This window comes from Roseateles sp. P5_E8, assembly GCF_054177665.1.
This window is the reverse complement of record NZ_JBGCUM010000014.1, coordinates 108,692-128,470: the sequence shown is the minus strand read 5'-3', so window position 1 is coordinate 128,470 and position 19,779 is coordinate 108,692. Positions and strand designations below refer to the sequence as shown.

18 protein-coding genes are annotated in these 19,779 nt (G+C 67.5%); 2 read left to right on the top strand and 16 right to left on the bottom strand.

What is annotated here, in order from left to right; genetic code table 11:
* Window positions 1-173: ATP-binding protein (locus ACXRVZ_RS11090; protein WP_458232421.1), on the top strand; the 173-nt coding region annotated here is incomplete at its 5' end.
* Here the strand turns inward: ACXRVZ_RS11090 and ubiG are convergent.
* Both ubiG and ACXRVZ_RS11080 read right to left on the bottom strand, forming a co-directional pair.
* Complete coding sequence (gene ubiG / locus ACXRVZ_RS11085) at window positions 159-824, bottom strand: bifunctional 2-polyprenyl-6-hydroxyphenol methylase/3-demethylubiquinol 3-O-methyltransferase UbiG (protein ID WP_457419417.1); 666 nt, start codon at window positions 822-824, stop codon at window positions 159-161. The two genes, ACXRVZ_RS11090 and ubiG, sit on opposite strands and share 15 nt — an antisense overlap.
* A gap of 23 nt (window positions 825-847) precedes the next feature.
* A complete protein-coding gene (locus ACXRVZ_RS11080; protein WP_458232419.1) occupies window positions 848-1,255 on the bottom strand; it encodes a thiol-disulfide oxidoreductase DCC family protein in 408 nt (135 codons plus the stop codon).
* Between the two features lie 97 nt (window positions 1,256-1,352).
* Between ACXRVZ_RS11080 and ACXRVZ_RS11075 the strand changes: the two genes are divergently transcribed.
* The gene (locus ACXRVZ_RS11075) at window positions 1,353-1,685 is read left to right on the top strand and encodes a metalloregulator ArsR/SmtB family transcription factor (protein WP_457419412.1); all 333 of its coding nucleotides are present in this window, start codon (window positions 1,353-1,355) and stop codon (window positions 1,683-1,685) included.
* Window positions 1,686-1,820: 135 nt separating this feature from the next.
* Here ACXRVZ_RS11075 and ACXRVZ_RS11070 read toward each other — a convergent pair whose 3' ends face one another.
* From ACXRVZ_RS11070 to ACXRVZ_RS11005, 14 genes are all read right to left on the bottom strand, one after another.
* The gene (locus tag ACXRVZ_RS11070) at window positions 1,821-3,860 is read right to left on the bottom strand and encodes a hypothetical protein (protein ID WP_457419410.1); all 2,040 of its coding nucleotides are present in this window, start codon (window positions 3,858-3,860) and stop codon (window positions 1,821-1,823) included.
* Window positions 3,861-4,516: 656 nt separating this feature from the next.
* Complete coding sequence (locus ACXRVZ_RS11065) at window positions 4,517-5,506, bottom strand: alpha/beta hydrolase (RefSeq protein ID WP_457419408.1); 990 nt, start codon at window positions 5,504-5,506, stop codon at window positions 4,517-4,519.
* A gap of 2 nt (window positions 5,507-5,508) precedes the next feature.
* On the bottom strand, window positions 5,509-6,465 hold the full coding sequence (locus ACXRVZ_RS11060; RefSeq protein ID WP_457419406.1) for a PDR/VanB family oxidoreductase: 957 nt from the start codon (window positions 6,463-6,465) through the stop codon (window positions 5,509-5,511).
* Window positions 6,462-7,490, bottom strand: coding sequence for an aromatic ring-hydroxylating dioxygenase subunit alpha (locus ACXRVZ_RS11055; RefSeq protein WP_457419403.1), 1,029 nt, complete (start codon window positions 7,488-7,490; stop codon window positions 6,462-6,464). Before ACXRVZ_RS11055 ends, ACXRVZ_RS11060 begins: the two co-directional genes overlap by 4 nt.
* A 9-nt stretch (window positions 7,491-7,499) precedes the next feature.
* Window positions 7,500-9,350 carry a feruloyl-CoA synthase gene (locus ACXRVZ_RS11050; protein WP_457419401.1) on the bottom strand — a complete coding sequence of 617 codons (1,851 nt, stop codon included), beginning with the start codon at window positions 9,348-9,350 and terminating at the stop codon, window positions 7,500-7,502.
* Entirely contained in the window at window positions 9,347-10,162 is an 816-nt protein-coding gene (locus tag ACXRVZ_RS11045; protein ID WP_457419399.1) for a crotonase/enoyl-CoA hydratase family protein, read from the bottom strand. The genes ACXRVZ_RS11050 and ACXRVZ_RS11045 overlap by 4 nt, the downstream gene beginning before the upstream one ends.
* Entirely contained in the window at window positions 10,159-11,727 is a 1,569-nt protein-coding gene (locus ACXRVZ_RS11040) for an acyl CoA:acetate/3-ketoacid CoA transferase (RefSeq protein WP_457419397.1), read from the bottom strand. The genes ACXRVZ_RS11045 and ACXRVZ_RS11040 overlap by 4 nt, the downstream gene beginning before the upstream one ends.
* Window positions 11,724-12,965 (bottom strand): thiolase family protein, encoded by a 1,242-nt coding sequence (locus ACXRVZ_RS11035; protein ID WP_457419395.1) that lies wholly within the window; start codon window positions 12,963-12,965, stop codon window positions 11,724-11,726. The genes ACXRVZ_RS11040 and ACXRVZ_RS11035 overlap by 4 nt, the downstream gene beginning before the upstream one ends.
* 12 nt (window positions 12,966-12,977) lie before the next feature.
* On the bottom strand, window positions 12,978-13,721 hold the full coding sequence (locus tag ACXRVZ_RS11030) for an ABC transporter ATP-binding protein (RefSeq protein WP_457419393.1): 744 nt from the start codon (window positions 13,719-13,721) through the stop codon (window positions 12,978-12,980).
* Window positions 13,722-13,725: 4 nt separating this feature from the next.
* Window positions 13,726-15,510 (bottom strand): branched-chain amino acid ABC transporter ATP-binding protein/permease, encoded by a 1,785-nt coding sequence (locus ACXRVZ_RS11025; protein ID WP_457419536.1) that lies wholly within the window; start codon window positions 15,508-15,510, stop codon window positions 13,726-13,728.
* Window positions 15,506-16,543, bottom strand: a complete 1,038-nt coding sequence (locus ACXRVZ_RS11020) for a branched-chain amino acid ABC transporter permease (protein WP_457419391.1) — start codon at window positions 16,541-16,543, stop codon at window positions 15,506-15,508. Before ACXRVZ_RS11020 ends, ACXRVZ_RS11025 begins: the two co-directional genes overlap by 5 nt.
* Window positions 16,544-16,616: 73 nt before the next feature.
* Window positions 16,617-17,759 carry an ABC transporter substrate-binding protein gene (locus ACXRVZ_RS11015; protein WP_457419389.1) on the bottom strand — a complete coding sequence of 381 codons (1,143 nt, stop codon included), beginning with the start codon at window positions 17,757-17,759 and terminating at the stop codon, window positions 16,617-16,619.
* 334 nt (window positions 17,760-18,093) lie between these two features.
* Window positions 18,094-18,546 (bottom strand): MarR family winged helix-turn-helix transcriptional regulator, encoded by a 453-nt coding sequence (locus ACXRVZ_RS11010; RefSeq protein ID WP_457419387.1) that lies wholly within the window; start codon window positions 18,544-18,546, stop codon window positions 18,094-18,096.
* A 93-nt stretch (window positions 18,547-18,639) separates the two neighbouring features.
* A complete protein-coding gene (locus tag ACXRVZ_RS11005; protein WP_457419385.1) occupies window positions 18,640-19,692 on the bottom strand; it encodes a porin in 1,053 nt (350 codons plus the stop codon).
* Window positions 19,693-19,779 lie beyond the last annotated feature (87 nt).

The window sequence follows — 19,779 nt, the reverse complement described above, 5'->3', positions numbered from 1 at the left end:
GTGAATGGGCCAGCGTCTTCGGCGACGCCAAGATGACCACGGCGCTGCTGGACCGGCTCACGCACCACTGCCATATCCTTGAAACCGGCAACGACAGCTACCGCTTCAAGAACAGCTCAGCTCAACCCACCACCAAGAAGGAGTCCAAACCGAGGAAGTTACCCACAAGCTGAGCCCGAGAGGCTCGAACAAGGGTGGGTCAGAATTGGACGGAAACGGTGGGTCAGGATGGCGTGGGAATTAACAGCCTCCAGCTCTGCCGGCTTGATGAACTTCGCGTAGTCGTGCGTACCGCGCGGAAGCACCTTCAGCACGCGCTCGGCGCCGAAGACGGCAACCATCCAGCTCAAGGGTGAACGGTTGATCGTGGAGAAGAACGCCCACCCGCCCGGCTTGAGCAGCGTCGAGCAGGCGGCCACCACCTGGGCTGGATCCGGCACGTGCTCAAGCATCTCCATGCAGGTCACCACTTCGAACGCACCAGGCTTCTCGCGCGCAAGTTCCTCGGCTGCGATATGCCGGTACGTCACCGAAGCCTTGCTTTTGAGCGCGTGCAGCGCGGCCACCTTCAGCCCCTTGTCGGCCAGGTCGATCCCCAGCACGTCAGCGCCGCGGTGCGCCATTGACTCGGCCAGGATCCCGCCGCCGCAACCGACATCCAGTGTCTGCTTGCCGGCCAGCGACGCCAGGCCATCGATCCAGTCGAGCCGGCGTGGGTTGATCGCGTGAAGCGGCCAGAACTCGGATGCCGGATCCCACCAGCGCGAAGCGAGCGCCTGAAACTTGTCGAGCTCAGCGGCGTCGAAGTTGGTGTGCGTAGCCATCGAATCTTCCTTGTCTGAGTGGATCACCAGTGACCCTGGCGGCGGTTCCAGCTGTACAGCTGGCGGGCGAACGCGATGTAGGCCCAAGAAGTCAACGTGCGCAGGCCGGGCCAGCTCAGCGGCTTGAGTAGCCAGCCCCAGCGTGACTGCAGGGACCACGTTGTGAGGAGCGCAGGCGCGCCGACCTGAAGGTGACCGCGCGGGTCAACCAGGTGCAAGCGCTCCCGGACGTCCTCCAGATCAAGCCCCAAAGGAGCAAGACGCTCCGGATTGYGATGAACGTCCACCCATTCGACGTCACCCTCCGCGATGCGAGCGCGCATCGCGCACACGCCTGCGTCGCAAACGGGGCAGGCGCTGTTGTAGTAGACGACGTGAGGCCCGGTCGCCGGTTCGGCGGGCTGCGCGGGTGCGGGCGAGATGTCGGACACATGGGCTCCCAAAGGCTGACCCATTGTGCATCGGAATTAGCTAAGTAGCTAAATAAGAAATTAGCGAGAAGGGAAATTAAGTTGCTAGGATCCCGCCATGGAAAAGATCTTTGAAGCGCTCGCCTCCACACCCCGGCGCAAGATCCTCGCGTACCTGTCCGAGACCGAACTCTCGGCCGGCGACATCGCGAGCCGCTTCGACATGACGAAGCCGTCCCTGTCCAAACATCTCAAGATCCTGGAGGCTGCCGGTCTGGTCAAGGCGGACAAGCGTGGCCAGTTTGTCTTCTACAGCCTGCAGAAGGACAGCCTCACCAACACCCTGACGAGCTTCGTCCAACAGGTCTGCCCGGTTTCCACCAAGCTCCGCAAGGAGAGCAAGGCGATCGCGACTGCCAAGACGACACGGACTGGAAGCGGCAACGCATAGGCACGTAAACGACTGCTCTGGACGAAGAACATCTCGTCGACGCCGATCGGCGCACCCTGGTCGGTCTGTGAGCTGCTGGTCCTATTTCGGGGGGCGGAGACCTTCATGGCCAATCGGCTTGAACCATGTCGCCGGCTATGGACTGCTCCAGTGGATTTTTCCATGCAGTGCAGCCTTGTCGCCCTGGCAATGCTGCTCGAAGCGCAAATCAAAACTGGTCAATGTGTCGCCCACGTAAGTGACGCTGTCGAAGACCAGCCATCCCGTGATGAAACCACAGCGCTTGTGCATACCGGACCAATCGACCCCTCCGAAGGCCGGGTCATAGGTGGTGAGCAGCGGGCCGTAGTACCCGGGCTTGAATCTTGTCAGCGAGTACATCCCGGAGAAGACGCCGGTCCACGTTCCAAACGGCCCGATGTTGACCGTGAGATTCGGGCCGACGCCCGGACCGTTCATGTTCACACTGATGTCGTTCCCAGGCGAGCGATACAGGTACTCCATCGCAGGACCCGCTACGCCGGCGCCGATGAAGTCGCCCGCGTCACTGGCCAGATAGACGTAGTTGCCGCTCGTGGGCGTGCTGCCCGGCGCAGGCTGCCACAGACCGGCCGGCGGCGTCGTCGGGCCGGCAGCCGCGGTCGTGTCGCTGGCGCGCCAGCGGACCTGGCCGTGCAAAGCTTGGCGAGAAAGCTCGCAATGCTGCTCGAAGCGCAGGTCAAGCGCCGTGACCACGCCGTTGGTATAGGCGATGCCGTCGACGATGAACCAACCGAGTGATCTGTTGCAGGCTCGCGAATCGACGGCCCAGGTGAGACCGCCGCGCGCCGGATTTCCGATCTGGAAACGATCCACTCGCTGGTAGTAGCCATTCTGCAGTTGCCCCTGACCGAACATCGCCTGAATCCGGCCCGACACCAGATGGGCGCCCTCAGCCGCGACAAGCACGCCGTCGGACGTGGTCTCAACGGTCAACAGCGAATTGAGCGGCGTCTGTGTGTAGGTCAGGCCCTGGCCGACAAAGTCGGCGGCATCGCTCTCGAGATAGATGTAGTTCCCCGTTACTGGAACCTTGCCGGCGGCGGGACGCCACAGCTCCCCGGGCGGCGGCGTCAACGGGACGATGGTGACGGTGGACCCGGCCTTCGTCCAGACGACGTGACCCCGTAAATCGCTGAATCCGTGAACCGAGTGATCGAAATTGAAATCGATGCCCGCCAGCACGTCGCCCTCGTAGGTGACGCTGTTGATCGTCACGCTCGTGGTTCCGCCCTCGAACCCGACGTTCTCACCGGACCAGTTGAAGGTGCCCCAAATGGAAGGCGCGTCCAACTGCCACATCTCCGCATAGGTCCCCGGCTTGAATCTAGATTCATCTGAAGGCGCTCGCATCACGCCTGACCACGGCCACGGTGTGGATCCGTCGATCGTGATGGAAAGCCAATTGCCACCCGCGCGCACCCGAATGGTCGAGTTCTGGGGCGAGTAGCGGTACGACTGGCTGTCGACGCCGCAAACGCCCGCACCGCAATCCAACGACACGGAGACCTCTCCGCTGGACGGAAGATCTCCCGGCGACGGACCACCGAGTGACCTCGCCGACGGATTGCATACGACGGTGATCCCGGAGACATCCCGCGTGCCGACGGCGCCTTTGCCCTCTTTCACTTCGCAATTCATGTCGGCCGGTTGGGTTTTGACGACCAAGTCGTACGCAGCACCCGGCGGCAAGCGGGTCGGCATCATGAACGTGCTTGCGCCGGCGGCCACGCTCAGCGTCTCGGTGCTACTTGCCAGAACCAATCCCGACGTCGTCAGACCAGCCACATTTCCTCCCACGGAATAGGCCTCCGAGCAAGTCACGGCGATGTTGGTCACATGGCTGACTGCCATCGTGCCGGCCCCTTGACTGACGCTGCACTGGAGGCCGGCAGGACTGTTCCGCACAGTGACCGCGTAGTTCGTCCCTTCAGGCACGGCTGTCTGCATCGAGAAGGCCGTTGCACCCGCGGGCACTGGCAGCGAATCGGCGCCGTTCGCAAGCGTCAGGCCGCTGGCGCTGCCAAGTCCTGCGACGGTGCCGCCGACGGTATGGGTCGGCGCGGCTGCATTGCCGCCTCCGGGTCCGCTGCCGCCCGCCCCACCACCGCCGCATCCGTTCAGTGCGACTGCCATCGGGACCAGCAGCAATACCCGCCGGAGGCTGCACCAAGCTCTTTTCATCACAAGTCACGCAATGATGTTGATCTCTGCCGATGATGCAGCACCATTTCTATGGCGGGACACTCCTGAACGTCCGTGCCTTCGAACTCCCATGACCCACCCTCCGCGCACCAGTAGCTCCTTGGGAGGCGCGGCGTTCGGATGACGCCTTAGCGGCCGTAAGACCGTGGCTGTCCGCTCCAGGCTGGCTGTTGCCGCTCGGATTCGTCAGTCGTGGGGCACCAAGCTGCCGACGGCCTGGCGGTCGGCGTTTCGAGAGGCAGGTCGGTGCCCAAAGCCGAAATTGGTCGGGTGGCAGCAGGAGGCTGGGTGTTGCCGCTCGGATTCGTCAGTCGTGGAGCAGCAAGGTGCCCAAAGCGGAATCTCGCCGAACCGCGGCAACAGGCTGGCATCGGCCGTTCGCGCAAGGCGCTCCTGGGGCGGCTTTGGCAGGAAAAGCGGTACTCGTCCAGCGGAGCAGATGAAGCCTACGAAGCGTGTGCCGATGGCGGCATGTCATGCCGCACGGCCTCACGCAAGTAACAAGCTTAAGCTCGGACGACGGYCTCACGCGCAACCTCTTCCATGCGCACACATTGCTCGATGCGCACGGGCTGCCTTCCGCGGGCTCAGGGCGCCGGCTTGGCCTTGAGGAAGCCGTTCACATCCAGCCAGTGGTGGAACACGGGGAACCAGCCGTTGGCCGTGTTGCCCGGGTAGCCGAGGCCGAAGCCGTGGCCGCCGTTCTGGTACAGGTGGAACTCCACGGGCTTGCCCGCGTCGAACCAGGACTTCACGACACCGAACTGGCCCTTGAACAGGAAGTCGTCGCTCGCGATGACGGTGAACATCGGCGGCGCGTCCTTCGGCACGTCGACCGGGCCCATGCCGCCGTAGATCGGGGCGATGAAGGCAAGCTTCATGGTCTTGGAGTTCAGCGTGCTGTGCATCGTCAGGCCGGCGCCGGCGGAGAAGCCCATCATGCCCAGGCGCTTGGTGTCGACGCCCCATTCCTTGGCGCGCGACAGGATGAGGGCATAGGCGGCCTCGGCGTCGGCGAGTTGGTTGTCCAGGCTGGGCATGGCAGGACGGGGAGCGCCGTCGGTGTTGCTCACCGAGGAGAACATGCGGTCCATGGACTGCTTGAACCCGTCCACCGAGTCCGGCGTCGGGTGCAGGCGGTACTTGAGCACGAAGGCGGCGATGCCCTTGTCGGCCAGCGCCTGGGCCACCTTCCAGCCCTCGTTGTTGATGGACAGCCAGCGGAACCCGCCGCCCGGCGCCACCAGCACGGCCGTGCCGTTGCCCTTGCCGGGTGCCGGCAGATAGGGCGTCAGCGTGGCCGTGGTGACGTTGCGCACCATCGGCTCGCCCCACTGCTTGAACCAGCTCTCGGACGCCGGCTGGTTGGCGACACCGCCGGTGCCGAGCTTGATGGCATTGGGCTCGGCGATGGCCGAGAGCGGGTAGATGGTGCCGTCCTGCGCGACGGCGCCGGTGGCGGCGGCCAGCAGCAGGCCGGCGGCAAGGAGGGTTGAACGAAGAGTTCGCATGGGAGTTGCCTTGTTCGATGGGGGGATGGAGATCAGCGCGGCCAGCAGGGTGAGGAGCTGCTTCATGTCTAGGCCAGATCCAGCACCAGCCTGCCGCTGCGCGAGCGCGAGCAGCAAGGCGTGAACTGGTCGTTGGCTGCCTGCTCTTCGGGCGTGAGGTAGAGGTCGCGGTGCTCCGGCACGCCGGCCAGCACGCGGGTCAGGCAGGTGCCGCAGACGCCCTGCTCGCAGGAGGTGAGCAGCGGGACGCCAGCAGCGACAAGGGCCTGAGCGACGGTCTGGTCGGCCGCCACCGGGATGACGCGACCCGATCCCGCGAGTTCGATTTCGAAGGCGCTGTTGCCGCCCACCGCGGGTGCTTCGGCACCGGCAAAGAACTCGTGGTGGACGCGTTCGCTGGCCCATCCCAGCCGCTTCGCCGCCTCGGCCACGGCGTCGATCAGCCGCTTGGGGCCGCAGGTGTACACGTGCACGCCTTCTCCCTGGGCCGCCAACAACTGCGCGACGTCGAGCTGGCCATGGCCGACGTGGAAGTGCGCCGCCGCCGCCCAGTCGCTGGCCTCGATCTCCGAACGAAACGCCAGTCGCTCCGCGGAGCGCGCCGCGTAATGAAACTCGAACTCGCTACCCGCCCGCGCGAGTTGCTGCGCCATCGCGAGGATGGGCGTGACGCCGATGCCGCCCGCGATCAGCAAGCTGCGACGCGCCTGGGTGGCCAGCGGGAAGTGATTCTTGGGCGCGCTCACCTGCAAGGTCTGCCCCGTCACCAGCAGCTCGTGTACGGCCTGGGAGCCGCCTCGCGACTGGGCTTCAAGGAGCACGCCCAGCCTGTAGCGGTGCGTCTCCGCGGGGGCGTTGCACAGGGAGTACTGGCGGACGATGCCCCCCGGCAGATGAACGTCGAGGTGCGCGCCGGCCGTGAAGCCGGGCAGCGCGCCGCCGTCGGCCGAAACGAGCGTGAGGGCGCAGACATCCAGCGCCGCCGACGTCTTGGCCTCGACGCGAACGGTGACGAGACCGCTCATCCCTGCGCCGCCATCAGCCGCTCGATGATCTTGCGCGACTGCACGCCGCCGCCATCGATGTTGAGCAACAGCAGCGAGCGCCCGGGCCAAGCCAGCAAGTTGAGCTGCTGGCGCTCCAGCATCTCCTGGTCCTCCGAGAAGATCTTGCCCTGGCCTTCGCGGATCTGGGCCGTCAGCGCGTCGTCCTGCGGCTTGAACTTGCGCGCCATGCCCCAGAAGTAGTGGATGGACGTGTCCGTCTCCGGCGTGATGAAGTCCACCACCCAGCTGGCCGCCTTGACTGAGTCAGGCGCGTGATAGCCGCCCTGGCCGGCCAGCGCCACGCCCACCTCGATCATGATGTGGCTGGGCGGCGTGAAGTGGCAGACCTGCCAGCGGTCCACGGGCTGGTCGTCGGGCAGGCCGTTCATGCGCAGTGCCATCTTCCAGAACGGCGGCGCCTCGATGCCCTGCATGTGGCGTTCGGTGACGACGTGGTCGCCGTCCACCCGCGTCGTGCAGGGCACCTCGTCGATCTCCTTCTGGCCGATGCTGTTCGCGTGGATGTAGGTCTCGTGCGTCAGGTCCATCAGGTTGTCGATCATCAGCCGGTAGTCGCAGGCAATGTCGTACAGCCCGCCGCCGTAGCCGAAGGCCGGATTGCCCAGCCATTCGAAGGCGGGCAGCAGTGCCACATCGGCCTTGGCGGCATCGCCCGGCCACACCCAGATGAAGCCTTGCGCCTCGTGCACCGGGAAGCTGCGGATGGCGGGGAAACCGCGCACGCGCTGGCCGGGCATGGAGACCGTCTTGCCATCGCAGCCCATGGCCAGGCCGTGATAGCCGCAAACCAGCGTGTCGCCGTTCACCCGGCCCAGCGACAGCGGCGCGCCGCGGTGAGGACAGAAGTCCTCCACCGCGCTGACGGTGCCGGCGCTGTTGCGGAAGAAGGCCATGGCGTGATTGCAGACCTTGCGGCCGAGTGGCTTGACGGTGCCGACCTCGTCGCTTCGGGCGGCCACATACCAGGTGTTGGTGATGAACATGGCGGGTGATCAGCAGGTGGGAGTAATGACGTCGGGATGGCCCGCTGGGGCCTCGTGCAGCAGCTCCACCAGGCTGGCGCGGCGGCTCAGCACGGCGCGCTGGTTGATGGAGCCCTTGTCGGTGATCTCGCCGCCGTCGATGGACGGTGGCTCGACGAGCAGCAGCAGGCGGGCCGGGCGGTTGGCGCTGCCGGTGCCTTGCGCCCAGAGCTGGTCGGCCAGGCCCTGGAAGAAGCGGCGCACGGCCGGGTGGTTCAGCACGTCCGCGGCACTGGCGCCTTGCGGCAGGTCGGTCAGGTGGCGGGCCTCGGCGACGCGAGGCACGATGAGCAGGCCGACCTCATCGCGATTGAGCCCCGTCACGACGGCATCGTGCACGCACGGGAAGCCCAGGGCGACCACACGCGCGCGCAACGGCCCGACGCTGACATAGGTGCCAGTGGAGAGCTTGAAGTCCTCGGCGATGCGCCCGTCGAACATCAGGCCCCGGGTGAGATCGGCGCGGTCCGCGGGGCTGGCCGCGTCGCCGGTGCGGTAGTAGCCCTCCTCGTCGAAGGCCTCCGCCGTCAGATCGGCATCGCGCCAATAACCGGGCATCACGTTGGGGCCGCGGAAGCGCACCTCGGTCTTGTCGCCCGCCGGGACGAGCTTCACGTCGACGCCCGGCACCGGTGTGCCGATGAATCCGGCACGGGCCTCCTCCGGAATCGCGAAGGTGCAGGTGGGTGCGGTTTCCGTCATGCCCAGGCCGGCGGCGAGGCGGATGCGTTGGCCGATGGCAGCCTCGGCCAATTCGTTGAAGGCGTCCAACGTCTTCGCGGAGAGCCCCGCGCCACCGCATTCGACGAGCTGCAGGCGGCTGAAGAAATGGTCGCGCAGTGGCGTGTCGGCTTGCAGGGCCGACACGAGTTCGTCGTAGCCCTTGGGCACGTTGAAGAAGATCGTTGGCGCCACGTCGCGCAGGTTGCGCAGGGTCGTCTCAAAGCGGCCGGGAACCGGCCGGCCCTCGTCGATGTAGAGGCTGCCGCCGTTGTAGAGCACCAGCCCCAGGTTGTGGTTGCCGCCAAAGGTGTGGTTCCAGGGCAGCCAGTCCACCACGACCGGCGGCTGCTCGGTCAGGAAGGGCAAGGCCTGCAACACCATCTGCTGGTTGGCACACCACATGCGCTGTGTCATCACCACGCCTTTGGGCGCCTTGGTGGACCCCGAGGTGAACATCAGCTTGACGATGGTGTCGGGGCCGACCTGGGCATGGGCGGCGGCCAGCGCCGCACCGGGCACGGCGTCGATCAGGTCGGCGAAGCGCTCCGTTGCCCGGCCTTCGAGAGTGCCCTCGCCGAGGATGACGGGCGTGTCGGCCGCAACGGTCGATTCGATGGCGCGCGCGTAGCTCGCGTTGGCCGCGTACACCGCACCCGGCGTCGCCTTGGCGAGGATGTGGCGCAGGCGGCCGAAGTCGGTCGAGACCAGCGAGTAGGCCGGCGAGATGCTGACGCTGGGAATGCCCGCCCACATCGCGCCCAGCATCAGGCTCAGGTGCGCCAGGTCGTTCTCGGAGAGGATGACCAGGGGCCGCTCGGCGTCGAGCCCGCGGTCGAGCAAGGCCTGGCCGACGGATCGGGCACGCGCCACCATATCGGCATAGCTGACGCGGCGCCAGGCACCGCCCTCGTCGCGCTGGGCAGCCAGCACCCGGTCCGGCGCTTGGCGCGCCCAGTGCAGCAGGCGCTCGCCCAGTTGCCCCGGGTAGTCGCCCAGCGGCTCGTTCGAGCGCAGCACGAAGCCGCCGTCGGCACGCGGTTCGACGTTGACCTGGCCCAGGCCCTGGCCGATGGTGACGGGGCGGTAGCGCGGTTTCATGGCTTGGCGACCTTGGGCGTGCGCTTCTGCAGGAAGTCCTGCAGGCGCTGCTTGGCCTCCTCGTCGCCCTGCGCGATGGCGGCCATCAGCGATTCCATGAAGAGGCCGTTGGCCGGTGACAGGTCGGCGATGCGAGGCAAGGCCTGCGTCACGGCGAAGTTCGACAGCGGCGCGTTCTGCGCGATACGTTCGGCCAGCTCAACGGCTTTGCTGACGGCCTGGCCCGCAGGCACGACGTACTGCACCAGCCCCCGGCGCTCGGCGTCGTTTGCGTCCAGCACGCGGCCGGTGAGCATCATGTCGGTCATGCACGCGACGCCGATCAGGCGCGGGATGCGCACCGAGCCGCCACCGCCGACGAAGATGCCGCGCTGGCCCTCCGGCAGGCCGAAGTAGGCGGTCTCGTCGGCAATGCGGATGTGGGCCGCCGCGGCCAGTTCAAGCCCGCCGCCCAGCACGGCCCCATGCAGCGCGACGACCACCGGCACGGCACAGAACTGGATGGCGTCCATGACGACATGCCAGCCGCGCGAATGCAGCACGCCCTCGGCCACGCTTCGCTCCGCGAGGTCCGACAGGTCGAGGCCTGCGCAGAAGTGGTCGCCCTCGCCGCTGATGACCAGGGCCTTGGTCGACGCCGGTAGGTTGAGCACGGCCGTGTGCAGCTGGCGCACCAGCTCTTCGTTGAGGGCATTGCGCTTGGCCGGGCGATTCAGGCTCAGGTGGGTGACGGTCGCGGCGTGCTCGATGCGCAGCAGATGCAACTGGCCGAGCACGCCGTCGGCGGGAAGGAGGTCGGGTACTGCGTTCATGCTTGAGTCGGTGTGGAGAGGGCTGCGGCCAAGCCGCCCCAGTGTTCGCGAAAGAGGGCCGCGTCCATCGTCTTCACGTCGCGCATCAGCGGCCGGAAGTCCATGTGCGCGAGCACGTCGCGCTCCAGGTCGATGCCAGGCGCAATCTCGATGAGCTCCAGGCCCTCCGGGCGCAGTGCGAACACCGCGCGTTCGGTCACGAACAGCACCTGCTGGCCACGGCGCGCGGCGTCGCGGCCGTTGAAGGTGATCTGCTCGACCTCGGCGACGAACTTGCGGGCACGGCCTTCCTGGCGGATGTGAAGGCGGTCGTCGGCCACGGCGAGGTCCACGCCGCCGGCCGTGAAGCTGCCGCAGAAGACGATGTGCGGCGTGGAGGCCGTGATGTTGATGAAGCCACCGCAGCCCACCGGCCTGCCGTTGAACTTGCTGACGTTGACGTTGCCATGCTGGTCCGTCTGGGCCAGGCCCAGGAAGCTGCAGTCCAGTCCGCCGCCGTCGTAGAAGTCGAACTGCGAGGATTGCTCGATGATGGAATCGGGGTTGTAGGCCATGCCGAAGTCGCCACCCTGGGCGGGTACGCCGCCGTTGACGCCGCACTCGACGCTGAGGCTGAGCAGGTCGGCCACGCCCTCTTCGGCGGCGACCGCCGGCACGCCCGCCGGGATGCCGATGCCGAGGTTGGTGATGGCGCCGGGCTGCAGCTCCATCGCCGCGCGCCGAGCGATGACCTTGCGCTCGTCCAGCGGCAGCGCCGGCAGGCTGCCCAACGGCACACGCACGTCGCCGCTGAAGGCCGGGTTGAAGGCGGTGGTGATGGTCTGCAGATGGTTCTCCGGCTTGGCGACCACCACGTAGTCCACCACCAGGCCTGGCACCTTGACGCTCTTGGGATGCAGGCTGCCGGCGGCGACGACGGCCTCGACCTGCGCGACGACGATGCCGCCGCAGGCGCGCGCCGCCTGCGCGATGGCGAGCTGCTCCAGCAGCACGCCTTCCTTGTCCATGCTGAGGTTGCCGCGCTCGTCGGCATAGGTGGCACGGATGAAGGCCACGTCGATGTGCGGCGAGGGATGGAACAGCCATTCCTCGCCTTCGAACTCGACGAGGCGCACCAGGTCGTCGCGCGAGGCGGCGTTGAGCTTGCCGCCTTCCAGCCGCGGGTCCACGAAGGTGCCGAGGCCCACCTTGGTCAGCAGGCCGGGCGAGCGGCTGGCGATGTGGCGGGTGAGGCTGGACAGCGAGCCCTGCGGGAAGTTGTAGGCCTCCACCTCGCCGGCATGCACCATGGCCATCATGGCCTTGCCCGTCTGGCCGAAGTGGCCGGCGACGACACGCTTGACCATGCCCGGGTGGGCCAGGTGGGCCATGCCGCCGCTGCCCGCGTTGCCGATGGCGCCGCAAGCCCAGGTGGTGAGCTGGCGCGGATGACCGGTGGCGAGGAAGTGCCGCTCCAGCCCTTGCAACACCTCCTCGGCCAGGCCCATCATGGCCAGGCCGCCGAGGAAGAGGGTGGCGCCGTCCTTGACGAGCGGGCCGACCTGGTCTGCGGTGATGATCTTCATGCTTGTGCGTTCTCGATGAGGAGGGCCATGCCCTGGCCGCCGCCGACGCAGGCGGAGGCGATGGCGTAGCGGCCGCCGCGGCGCTGCAGCGCTCGCGCGGCCGTCAGCGTGAGGCGCACGCCGGTGGCGGCGAGCGGGTGGCCGAGGGCGATGGCGCCGCCGTTGACGTTGAGCCGGGCCAGGTCCAGGCCGAGTTCCCTGGCGCAGGCCAGGGTCTGGGCGCCCTGGGCCTCGTTGATCTCGATGAGGTCGATGTCCGAAAGATGGAGCTCGCAACGCGCCAGCAGCGCGCGGATGGCCGGCGCCGGGCCGATGCCCATGATCTCCGGCGGCACGCCGACGGCGGCGGCGCCGCGCAGGCGGGCGATTGGCTTGAGCCCGCGCTCGCGCACCTGGGCGCCGGAGGCGACGACGACAGCTGCCGCGCCGTCGACCAAAGCCGAGGAGTTTCCGGCCGTCTGCACGCCGCCTTCATAGACGGCACGTAGCGCGGCCAGCGCCTCGACGGGCGACGGGCGGGGGTGGGTGTCGCGGTCCGCTGCGGCCACCTTGCGCGGCAGCTTGATGCCGCGCGGCTCGTAGCCGGCCAGCTCGAAACGCTCGTTGGCCACCGGGGCGATCTCGCCTTCGAAGAAGCCTTCGGCCTGGGCGCGCAAGGCGCGTTCGAACGAGGTGGCGGCATAGGCGTCCACCTCGGCGCGGGTGATGCCGTACTTCCTGGCGAGGTTCTCGGCCGTCTGGATCATGGAGACCTTGGCCGCGGGGTCGTCAAGCGCCTCCCAGAGGAAGTCCTTGAACTCCACCGGTGCACCCAGCTTGAAGCCGCCTCGGTGCGTGTACGCGCAGATGGGATTGCGCGACATCGATTCCGCGCCCACGACGAGGGCGAGGCTGGCATAGCCCAGCGTGATCTGGTCCGCCGCCTGGCGGATGATCTCGAAGCCGCTGCCGCAGATGCGCTGCACGAGGATGGCCGGCACCTCCAGCGGCACGCCGGCGTACAGGCCAATGTGGCGCGGCAGCATGTAGGCGTCGAACGAGGCCTGGGCCATGGAGGCCGCGACGACGCTGTCGACCGCGCTGCCCGGTACGCCGGTGCGCTCCAGCGCCGCACGAGCAGCCTTGATGCCCAGGTCGATGGGGGAGACGTCGGCGAGGGCGCCGCAGTAGTCCACCCAGGGGGTGCGGGCGCCACCGACGAGCCAGTGGTCCTCGAAACGAGCAGAGAAGTTGGACATGGGATATGGCTTTCAGCGCTTCTTGGCGCCCAGGTAGGACTCGATCACGCGGGCATCCGTCGCGAGTTCTCGCGCGGGGCCCTCCAGGGCGATCTCGCCGGTCTCCAGCACGTAGCCGTAGTCGGAGACCTCGAGCGCGGCGCGGGCGTTCTGCTCCACGAGCAGGATGCTCACGCCCGTCTCGCGCAGGCGAAGGATGATTTCGAAGATCTCCCGCACGACGAGCGGCGCCAGGCCCAGACTCGGTTCGTCGAGCATCAGCACCTCGGGCTGGCTCATCATGGCGCGGCCGATGGCCAGCATCTGGCGCTCGCCGCCGGAGAGCGTGCCCGCCTCCTGCTTGCGGCGTTCGCGCAGGCGGGGAAACAGCTCGTAGATCGGCTCGCGCTGCGCCATCCACTGCGGGTTGCGCAGTTGCAATTGCCGGTAGCCGCCGAGCATGAGGTTGTCTTCGACGGACATGGTCGAGAACAATTCGCGCCGCTCGGGCACGAGGGCCAGGCCCTTCATCACGCGCTGCTCCAGGCTGGCGCGGCCGAGGTCCTCGCCATCGAAGGCCACCGTGCCCCGATATGCCAGCAGGCCCATCAGCGCGTTCAGCGTGGTGGACTTGCCCGCCCCGTTGGGGCCGATGATGGAGACGACCGCGCCGCGCTCCAGCCGCAGGTTCAGCCCGGCCAGCACTTGCGCGCGACCGTAGCCGGCGTACAGGCCGCGCACGTCCAGCCTTGGCGTTGTCAACGGCGACGGCGCCATGGCGTCAGTGCTCCGTTCCAAGGTAGGCCGCACGAACCACGGGGCTCGCCTGGATGTCTTGCGGCGTTCCCTCGATGAGCTTGTTGCCGAACTCCATCACCACGATGCGGTCCGCCAGGCTCATGACGAAGTCCATGTCGTGCTCGACGAGCAGGATGCTCATGCCCTCCTGCTTGAGCTGGGCGAGGCAGGCGGCCAGCGCTTCCTTCTCCTTGTGGCGCAGGCCGGCGGCGGGCTCGTCGAGCAGCAGCAGCAGCGGGTCGGCACACAGCGCACGCGCGATCTCCAGCAGCCGCGCCTGGCCGAGCGAGAGGTTGCCGGCGAGGCTGTCCATCAGCTGCGCCAAGCCGACGCGCTCTAGTTGGCGGGCGGCCTCGCGGAAGAGCTGGCGCTCCTCGTTCCGGTCCAGCCGCAGCATCGCGCCCAAGGCGCCGGCGCGGCTGCGCAGGTGGCCGCCAAGGGCCACGTTCTCCAGCACCGTCATGTCGGGCAGCATCTTCACGTGCTGGAAGGTGCGCGACATGCCACGGCGCGCCACCTCGCGCGACGGCAAGCCGCCAACCCCATCGCCACGGAAGACGACGGACCCCTGGCTCGGCACCGCCACGCCGGAGATGAGGTTGAAGGTTGTGGACTTGCCCGCGCCGTTGGGCCCGATGAGGGCGACGATCTCGCCCGTGTTCACCGCGAAGCTCACGTCGTTGACCGCGAGCAGCCCGCCGAAGCGCTTGCTTAACGCGTGGACTTCAAGGAGCACCTCGCCGGCAGCCGGCTTGCTGCGAGCGGCGAGCGCGGGTGCGTCCTGCCAGTCATGCACCCGGGCCTGCTCTGGCCAGCGGCGGCGGGCGAGGCGCAACACATACGACCAGAGTCCCTGCGGCGAGTACTTGAGCACTGCCACGAGCACGATGCCGAACAGGATCAGCTGGTAGTTGCCGTTGTTGCCCAGCAGCCGCGGCAGCAGCACCTGGAGTTGGTCGTCCAGCAGCCGCACGACGGCCGCCCCGGTGAACGCGCCCCACACGCTGCCGGCCCCGCCCAGCACCGTCACGAACAGGTATTCGATGCCCTTGGACGCGGAGAACGGCGATGGATTCACCGTGCGCTGGAAATGCGCGAACAGCCAGCCCGACAGACAGGCCAGCATGGCGGCGAGCACGAAGATCAGGACCTTGTAGCGGTAGGTCGAGATGCCCATGGATTCCGCCATGGCCGTGCCGCCGCTGAGCGAGCGGATGGCGCGGCCCGTGCGCGAGTCCAGCAGCCGCATGGCCGCCGCAGCGGAGGCCAGCGCCGCGATCCAGATCACGCCGTAATAGCCGCGTGCGCCGGTGACCTTCCAGCCGGCGATGGACAGCGCCGGGATGTCGAGGATGCCGTCGTACTTGCCGAGGAAGTCCAGGTTGGACATCAGGTAGTACAGCGACAGCGCCCACGCCAGCGTGGCCAGCGGCAGGTAGTGCCCCGACATGCGCAGCGTGATGGCGGCCAGCGCCAGCGCGACACCCACCGTGAGGACCAGCGCGACGGCAAGGCCCAGCCACGGCGACAAGCCGAGCGTGGTGCTGCAATAGGCCGTGGCGTAGGCCCCGAGCCCCACGAAGGCGGCCTGGCCGAACGAGGTGAGCCCGGCCACGCCGGTGAGCAGCACGAGGCCCAGGCAGGTGATGGCCGACAGCCCGATGAAGTTCATGTGGATGATCCACAGCGCCGGCACCGGCAGCAGCGGCAGCGCGGCCACCGCCAGGCACAACGCGAGGAAAGGCAGGCGATACCGGCGCAAGTCAATGCTCCTCGCGGTGCGGGTCGCGCATCGATCGCCACAGCAGGATGGGCAGGATGAACGTGAAGACGATCACCTCCTTGAAGGCGCTGGCCCAGAAGGAGCCAAAGGCCTCGATGACGCCGACGAGGATGGCGCCCACCGCCGCCAGCGGGAAGCTCGCCAGGCCTGCGAACACGGCGGCGACGAAGCCCTTGAGGCCGATGAGGAAGCCGGTGTCGTAGAAGACGGTGGTGGTCGGGCCGATCAGCAGGCCCGACAGCGCGCCGATCAAGGCCGCCAGCGTGAACGACAGCCGGCCGGCGCTGGACGTGGAGATGCCCATCATCCGGGCGCCCAGCCGGTTGACGGCGGTGGCGCGAAGCGCCTTGCCGCGCACCGTGTATTCGAAGAACACCGCCAGCATGGCCATGAGCACGGCCGCCGCGACGATGATGATGAGCGACTGCCCCGCCAGCGTGACGGGGCCGAGGCTGAAGCGGACGTCGAGGAAGCTGGGGTTGCGAAAGCCCTCCGCGCCGAAGAACAGCAGCCCCAGCCCCGTCAGCGCGAAGTGGACGCCGACCGAGACGATCAGCAGCACCAGCACCGGCGCGTCCGCAATCGACTCGTAGGCCAGCCGGTACACCAGCGGGCCCAGCGAGGCCACCAGGGCTGCGGACAGCACGGCCTCGGGCAGCAGGCCGAGCTTCATGGGCGCCACGACGCAGGCGACCGCGCAAACAGCGCCAGGTACCGCGAGGGTGCGCACGGCGCCGACCAGGATGCGCAGGACCGTCTCGCGCTGAAGCGCGGCGCGCACGGCGTCACCGAGGGCAACTGCACCCGCCGCCAGCAGCAGCAACCAGACGGTGCCGGGAATCTGGCCTTTTTCCAGCATGGCGAGCGTCAACGCACCGAAGGCGACGTACTCGCCCTGGGGGATGAAGATGACGCGGGTGACGGCGAACAGCAGGACGGTGGCCATCCCCATCAGCGCGTAGATCGCGCCATTGGAGATGCCATCGACGATGAGGATGCTGGCGATGGACGCGTCCAATGCGGCCTCCAGGCAATGGGTACTTCTTCCGCCGCCTCGGAAGAGGCGGTGCGTGGAGCGCGGAGCGCGCGGCTTACTCGACCTTCCAGTCGCCGTTGACGATCTTCAGCATCACCCCGGTCTCGGGCTGGAAGCCCCAGTGGTCGTCCTTGCTGTAGGTCAGCACACCCTGCGACACCACCGTGCGACCCAGGCTTTCCAGCGCGTTGCGCAGCGCGGTACGGAACTCTGGCGTGCCGGGCTTGGCCGACTTCAGCGCGACGGGCACGGCCTTCTGCAGAAGGAGGGCGACATCGAAGCCGTGCGCCGCGAACTGATTCCGCGAGCCGGCGCCGTACGCCTTCTCGTAGGCCTGCACGTACTCGAGCGCAATGGCCTTCGACGCGTTGTCTGCACCGAGCTGCTCGGCCACGACGGCCGGCCCCGACACGACAAAGGCGCCTTCCACGTCCTTGCCGCCCACGCGCATCAGATCGCGCGAAGCGGCCGCGTGGGTCTGGTAGACCTTGCCCTTGTAGCCGCGCTCGATGACGGCCATGTGCGGCATGGCGGCGCCAGAGCCGGACGCGACGATGAGGATGGCGTCGGGTGCGCTGGATACCAGCTTCAGCGCCTGGCCGGTGACGGAGGTGTCGGACCGCGCAAAACGCTCGACGCCCACCAGTTTCAGGCCCGGCGCAGCGCGCGCAGCCTCGGCCTGGAAGTCCTTGAGCCAACTCTCGCCGTAGGCATCGGCATAGCCGAGGAAGCCCAGCGTCTTGACCCCCTGCTTCACCATGTGCTTGACCATGGCGTGGGCCATGACGGCGTTGGATTGCGCGAGTCGGAAGGTCCAGCCGTCCTTGCCCGGAGGCAGGACGCCCGGCGACAGCATCAGCTGCGGCGTGCCGGACTCGGCCAGCGGACCGGCCATCGCGATGGCCACCGGCGTTGCGGCAGAACCCACCACCAGGTCGGCCTTGTCCTCGGTGACGAGGCGATTCGCGTTCTGCACGCCCTTGGTCGGATCGGTCGCGTCGTCCATGACGATGACCTTCAGCTTCTCGCCGGCAATGCTCGTCGGCCAGAGCTTGATCGCGTTGGCGATGGGAATGCCCAGCGCACTGGCGGGCCCCGTGAGCGGCAGGCTGACGCCCACCGTGATGTCGGCATGCACGACCCCAACCAGGGAGAGGAGTGCAGCGGCAAGGCTCGTCCGCAAGTGAAGCTTCTTCATGGGTCGTCTCCGTCGTTGTGGTGGTGGCTGTGGTGCTGATCTGCGTCAGCTCCGCACGGCATTTAGTTAAACTATATAAGTATTAATGCGGTCGTCGTTAGGTGCAAACCCGGCGCCATGCTGGCAGATCCTTCCTGTGCAGGGGCAACCAGGAACCAGGCATCGAGCCCGCCGCTCAAATGATTTGTAAAAATAATCGTTTGTGAATCGTCATGGGCGCCGCGACGGCGCGGTCGCGCAAGCTCCGCCCTCGCGGCGGCCATGCGGCATGCCGGCCCGGCTCAGCGCGCGGGCCGGTGGACGGCTTCACCCCGAGGTGAACGTGACCCGGGGCTCAGCCCGAAATCTTGCGGAGCAGTTCCAGCAGGATCATTCGCTCGCCGCCGGTGAGCACGTCGTCCAGCGCCTTCTCGGATTCGGCCAAGGTCGACAGGCTGCGTTCGGCGAGCTGCATACCTTCGGCCGTGAGCCGCAGGTGCAGGGCCCGGCGGTCATTGGCATCGCGCTCACGCGCGACCCAGTTGCGCTCCTGCAGGCGGTCCAGGATCAAGGTCATCTGCGGGGCCGGCACCCGCAACAGGTCACACAAGCGTTTCTGCGTGGTGTTGGGGTTGGCGAGAATCAACTGCAGCAGCGTGAACTCGACGGGCCGCAGGCCCAGCGGCTCCCCGACGCCTCGATTGAAAAGCTGATGGGTCGTCACCGCCACGCGGGCGATGGCGTAGCCCAGCGTGTCGGCCAGGCGGCTTTGATCGAGGGGAGGGGACTTCTCGCGCGATGAACTCATGGCGCCGCAGGATAGCTTTGATCCTGCAGCGCGAGCTCCGCCAGGAGCCTGCGCGGCAGCAGGCGTGGCCCCCGCCCTCTGCCGCGCAGGCGCCTAGAAGTTGTGGCGGATGCCCAGCGTGTAGCCGAAGCCGCTCTTCACGCCCGTCAGCTTGTCGGACATCACGACCGCGTAGAGGTCGGTGCGCTTGGAGAAGTCGTAGCCATAGCCGAAGCTGATGGTCGTGCGCTTCACGTCGGTGAGCAGGGTCTGCTCCTTGTTCGTGCGCGCCCCTTCGAACATCAGGCGCCCCGAGCCCAGCGGCATCAGCGCACCGAAGGCGACGGTGCCGAGCTTGATCTCCGTGCCGGGCCGTTCGAGCTGGGTGCTGCCGTACTTGGCAAACAGCTTGACCACCTTGAAGTCGTAGGTCGCGGCGGCCTGCAGCGTGGAGCCGTCCTCCATCAGGATGGATGCGGGCGGCTTGGAGAAGCTGAGCGACATCTTGTCGAGCTTGTCATAGGCCACGCCGAGGGTGAACGGCCCGTTGGCATAGTTCGCGCCGACCGCGCTGCGCCGGCCAGCCGTCGTGCCTTCGCCGGCGGCGAGCTGCGCCGAGAACGAGAAGCCGCCAAACACCGGCGTGTTGTAGGCCACGGAGTTGCTCCAGGCCGAGTCCGTCACGCCGCCACCGGTCATCAGCGGCTGCGAGGCGCTGCCGAGGTAAGTGTGCAGCAGGTAGGGGCCGACCGTGGTCGAGTCGCCGAACGGGCTGGTGGTGATGCCCAGCAGGAAACCGGGCGTCGTGACGCGCCCCAGGCGGAGCCGGCCGAGCGTCGGCGTCGAGAGGCCGACCCAGGAGTACCGCGAATACATCGCGTCGTTCGGAAAGCGCCCCTGCTCGCCGGTGTCGGCGCGCAGGAAGCTGCTCACGTCGAACAGGGCTTTCACGCCGCCACCGAGATCTTCGCTGCCGCGAAAGCCCCAGCGCGACGTGCTCATCACCCCGCTGCTCAGGGTCTTCAGCCGCGTCTCGCCGGCCAGCTGCTTCGAGTACGCCCCCGCGTCCAGGATGCCGTACAGCGAGACCGAGCTTTGCGCGGTGGCGATGCCGGCAGACGCCGCAAGCCAGGCAGCCAGGACCACGTGGGTCGAAATCATCTTCATGCGGTGTCTCCTCTTTGTTGTTCCGAAGTCGTGTGCGGCGCCGAAGACAGGCTGCGGCGCCAGTTAATTTGTTTAGTTAATTAACTA